The following is a 4,330-nucleotide window of genomic DNA, read 5'->3' as shown; positions in this document are numbered from 1 at the left end:
GTCGAACGGCGCGGGGATGATATAATCGGCGCCGAAGCTGTGCGCCTTGCCGCCATAGGCCGCGGCCACTTCCTCGGGCACCTGCTGCCGGGCGAGCGCGGCGAGCGCTTCGGCGGCGGCGATCTTCATCTCGTCGTTGATTCGCGTTGCCCGCACGTCGAGCGCGCCGCGGAATATGAAGGGGAAGCCGAGCACGTTGTTGACCTGGTTCGGATAGTCCGAGCGCCCGGTGGCGATGATCGCGTCGGGCCGTGCGGCCTTGGCGTCGGGCGGCGAGATTTCGGGATCGGGATTGGCCATTGCGAAGATGATCGGCTTCGGCGCCATCTGCATCACCATCTCGGGCTTCAGGGCGCCGGCTGCGGAGAGGCCGAGGAAGATGTCGGCGCCGATCAGCGCCTCCTCGAGCGTCCGCCGGTCGGTGTCGACGGCATGGGCGGACTTCCATTGGTCCATGTCGCCCCGGCCTTCCCAGATCACGCCCTTCCGGTCGCACATCAGCACATGGTCGTGCGGCACGCCCATCGATTTGATGAGCTCGGTGCAGGCGATCGCGGCCGCGCCCGCTCCGTTCACCACCACCCGCACGTCCTTGAAGTCGCGTCCGGTGAGGTAGCAGGCGTTGATGAGGCCCGCGGCGGTGATGATCGCCGTGCCGTGCTGGTCGTCGTGGAAGACGGGGATGTTCATCCGGTCGCGAAGCGTCTGCTCGATGACGAAGCAGGCCGGCGCGGCAATGTCCTCGAGGTTGATCCCGCCGAAGCTCGGCTCCATCAGCGCGACCGCTTCGATGAACGCTTCCGTATCCTCGGTGGCGAGCTCGAGGTCGATCGAATCGACGTCGGCGAAGCGCTTGAAGAGCACCGCCTTGCCCTCCATCACCGGCTTCGATGCCGCCGCGCCCAGGTTCCCGAGCCCCAGGATCGCAGTGCCGTTGGAGATGACGGCGACGAGGTTTCCCTTCGCCGTGTAGTCATAGGCGGTGCCGGGATCCTCGGCGATCGCCCGCACCGGCACCGCGACCCCCGGCGAATAAGCGAGGCTGAGGTCGCGCTGAGTCGCCATCGGCTTCGAGGCGATGATCTCGATCTTCCCGGGGCGGCCCTGCGAGTGGAAGTCGAGCGCTTCCTGCTCGGAGAATTTGACGTTGCTGCCCTCGCTCACATTCGCTCTCCTGTTTTGTGCGGCTTTAGGCCCGCATCCTCAACGGCTGCAACCACAAGGCGGTTTCGCGCGCTCGTCGGAGCCTCTATCCAGAGGCCGTGGCGACGAAGGTGAAGGAAAGCAGCGGAGCGGCGGCGCCGACTCCCATGATGGCGCAATATCTGGCGCTGAAGGCGGAGGCGTCCGATTGCCTGCTCTTCTACCGGATGGGCGATTTCTTCGAACTGTTCTTCGATGACGCCAAGGCGGCGGCGGCCTGCCTCGACATCGCGCTCACGGCGCGGGGCGAGCATGAGGGCGAGCCGATCCCGATGTGCGGCGTCCCGATCCACGCCGCCGAGGCCTATCTCGCGCGGCTGATCAAGGCCGGACACCGGGTCGCGATCGCCGAGCAGACTGAAAGCCCTGCCGAAGCCAGGAAGCGCGGCTCGAAGTCGGTCGTCAGCCGCGCCATCGTCCGCGTCGTCACTGCGGGCACTCTGACTGAAGAGGCGCTGCTTGATTCGCGGGCGGCCAACTGGCTCGCCGCGGTGGTGAAGGTGGGCGAGCGCTGCGGGATCGCCGCCGCCGACATCTCCACCGGCCGGTTCGAGCTCTGCTCGGCTGCTCCGGGCGCGCTGGGGGCGGAGCTTGCCCGCCTTGGCGCCGCCGAAATCGTCGCTCCCGAGCCGATCGAGGGCTTCGACGTGCAGCAGCGGCGCCAGGGCTTCGACAGCATTGCGGGCGAGCGGCGCCTCAAGGAAAGGTTCGGGGTCGCGACCCTCGACGGCTTCGGTGCGTTCGATCGCGCCGCGCTGGCGGCGGCGGGCGGGCTCCTCTTCTATCTCGACGAGGTCGCCCGGGAATCGCTCCCCTTCCTCCGCCCGCCGCTCGGCCGGCCCTCCGACGCGCACATGATGATCGACGCTGCGACCCGCGAGAGCCTCGAGATCATCGTCTCCGCGGGTGGCACCCGCGCCGGTAGCCTCCTTGCGGCGGTGGACCGCACCGTCACCGGCGCCGGGGCGAGATTGCTGGCGGCCGACATCGGCGCGCCCCTCCTCCACCGCCGCGACATAGAGGCGCGCCTCGATCTGGTCGCTTTGTTCGAACGGGACGCGGTCGGCCGCGAGGCGGTGCGGCGGCAGCTGAAGGCGCTTCCCGACATCGGCCGTGCGATCGGGCGGTTGGCTGCGGGGAGGGGCGGCCCGCGCGACCTCGGCCAGCTTCGCGACGGCCTCAACGAAGCCCGCCGTCTCCACGGCCGCCTCTCCGCGCTGCCCGACCAGCCGCAATTGCTCGCCGAGCTGCTCCCGACGCTCGTCGGCCATGGCGAACTGGTCGATCTCCTTGCCCGCGCTCTCGTGCCCTCGCCGCCGCTGGACGCTTCGCAGGGCGGCTATATCGCCGAGGGCTATGACGCCGCGCTGGACGCGCTCCGCTCCACCGGCGGCGAGGGCCGCCGCGCAATCGCCGCGCTGGAGGCGCGCTACCGCCAGCAGACCGGCATCGCTTCATTGAAGATCCGCCACAACAATGTGCTCGGCTACCATATCGAGGTGCCGGCCAAGAATGCCGACAAGCTGATGGCGGCCGAGTCCGGCTTCACGCACCGCCAGACGCTCGCCGGGGTCGTCCGCTTCAACGCGCCCGATCTTCACGAGCAGGCGATGCGGGTCGGGCAGGCGGGCGCGCATGCGCTCGGAGCCGAAGCGGCGCATCTCGAGGAGCTGACCGGCGAGGCGCTGAAACGCGCCAACGCCATCGCCGCCGCAGCCGACGCGCTTGCCCGCCTCGATGTCGCGTCCGCGCTTGCCGAGCGGGCGGCGGAGGGCGGCTGGTCGCGGCCCGCTTTGGTCGATCACAGTTGCTTCGAGGTCGAAGGCGGGCGCCATCCGGTGGTTGAGGACGCGACCCGCGCCGCCGGCGGCCGCTTCGTGGCCAACGATTGCCGCCTGTCCGAGGACAGCCGCCTCTGGCTGGTGACCGGCCCGAACATGGGCGGCAAATCCACCTTCCTCCGCCAGAATGCGCTGATCGCCCTCCTCGCGCAGGCGGGCTCCTACGTCCCCGCCGCGCGCGCGACGCTCGGCATCGTCGACCGGCTGTTCAGCCGCGTCGGCGCGTCCGACAATCTCGCCCGCGGCCGCTCGACCTTCATGGTCGAAATGGTCGAGACCGCCGCCATCCTCGCCCAGGCGAGCCCGCGCAGCTTCGTGATCCTGGACGAGGTCGGCCGCGGCACCTCGACCTATGACGGCCTCGCCATCGCCTGGGCGGTGGTGGAGGCGATCCACGACCGCAACCGCTGCCGCTGCCTGTTCGCGACCCATTATCACGAGCTGACGCGCCTCGCCGAGCGGCTGGACGCGCTGTCGCTCCACCATGTCCGCGCCCGCGAGTGGAAAGGCGAGCTCGTCCTTCTCCACGAGGTTGCGAAAGGCCCCGCCGACCGCAGCTACGGCCTCGCCGTCGCCAAGCTCGCGGGCCTGCCGCCGCCGGTGCTCGCGAGGGCGAAGTCCGTCCTCTCGAAGCTCGAAGAAGGCCGCGCCGCCACCGGCGGCATAGCCGCGGGCCTCGACGACCTCCCCCTCTTCGCCGCCGCCCAGGAAGCCGAAGCCGCCGCCCCCGATCCGCTGCAAGCCGCGCTTGCCGAGGTGGATGCGGATGCCCTCAGCCCCCGCGAGGCCCTCGACCTCATCTATCGCCTGAAGAGATTGGCGGCGGAGGACTGACCATCACCGTTCGTGTCGAGCGAAGTCGAGACACCCAGCCGAGCGCAGCCGAGGCGAACGGTGGTGTTCTTGATGCGTTTGGAAGCTTAGACTGGGGCCATGCCCGCCCGCTTCGACCATATTCCCGGCCGCCGCGCGATCATCGACCGCAAGGCGCTCGCCGATTCGCTGGAAGCGCTCGGGCGGCAAGCGGGCGATCCGCGGCTTGCCGCAACCGCGCTCCTGAAGCAGGCGCTTGGCGATGGGCGGGCCGAGATTGCCCGGCGGCTTGAGCGGAAGCCCTATGCCGGCTCGGAAGCGGCGGCATCCTACGCCTTCCTCACCGACCAGATCCTCCGCCTCGCTTACGATTTCACCACCACCTGCCTCTTCCCGTTGAGCAACCCCACGGCGTCGGAGCGGCTGCTGCTGATGGCGGTCGGCGGCTACGGGCGCGGCGAGATGGCGCTCCA

General features: G+C 69.7%; 2 protein-coding genes and 1 pseudogene. 2 read left to right on the top strand and 1 reads right to left on the bottom strand.

What is annotated here, in order from left to right:
• A partial coding sequence (locus VF662_RS12920) for a malic enzyme-like NAD(P)-binding protein (RefSeq protein WP_464141877.1) occupies nt 1–1,164 on the bottom strand: 1,164 nt, incomplete at its 3' end.
• Between the two features lie 146 nt (nt 1,165–1,310).
• Here VF662_RS12920 and mutS point away from each other — a divergent pair.
• Both mutS and VF662_RS12910 read left to right on the top strand, forming a co-directional pair.
• Nucleotides 1,311–3,878 carry a DNA mismatch repair protein MutS gene (mutS, locus tag VF662_RS12915; RefSeq protein ID WP_464141879.1) on the top strand — a complete coding sequence of 856 codons (2,568 nt, stop codon included), beginning with the start codon at nt 1,311–1,313 and terminating at the stop codon, nt 3,876–3,878.
• A 99-nt stretch (nt 3,879–3,977) separates the two neighbouring features.
• A pseudogene (locus tag VF662_RS12910) lies at nt 3,978–4,330 on the top strand ([protein-PII] uridylyltransferase); the annotation flags it as partial.

The sequence above is a fragment of the Allosphingosinicella sp. genome (genome assembly GCF_036387215.1).
GTDB lineage: Bacteria > Pseudomonadota > Alphaproteobacteria > Sphingomonadales > Sphingomonadaceae > Allosphingosinicella.
This window is presented reverse-complemented; position numbering and strand designations above follow the sequence as displayed.

Bases quoted from the DNA above. Each gene is read 5' to 3' on its own strand.
- mutS (WP_464141879.1), top strand. From the start codon at position 1,311: ATGATGGCGCAATATCTGGCGCTGAAGGCGGAGGCGTCCGATTGCCTG.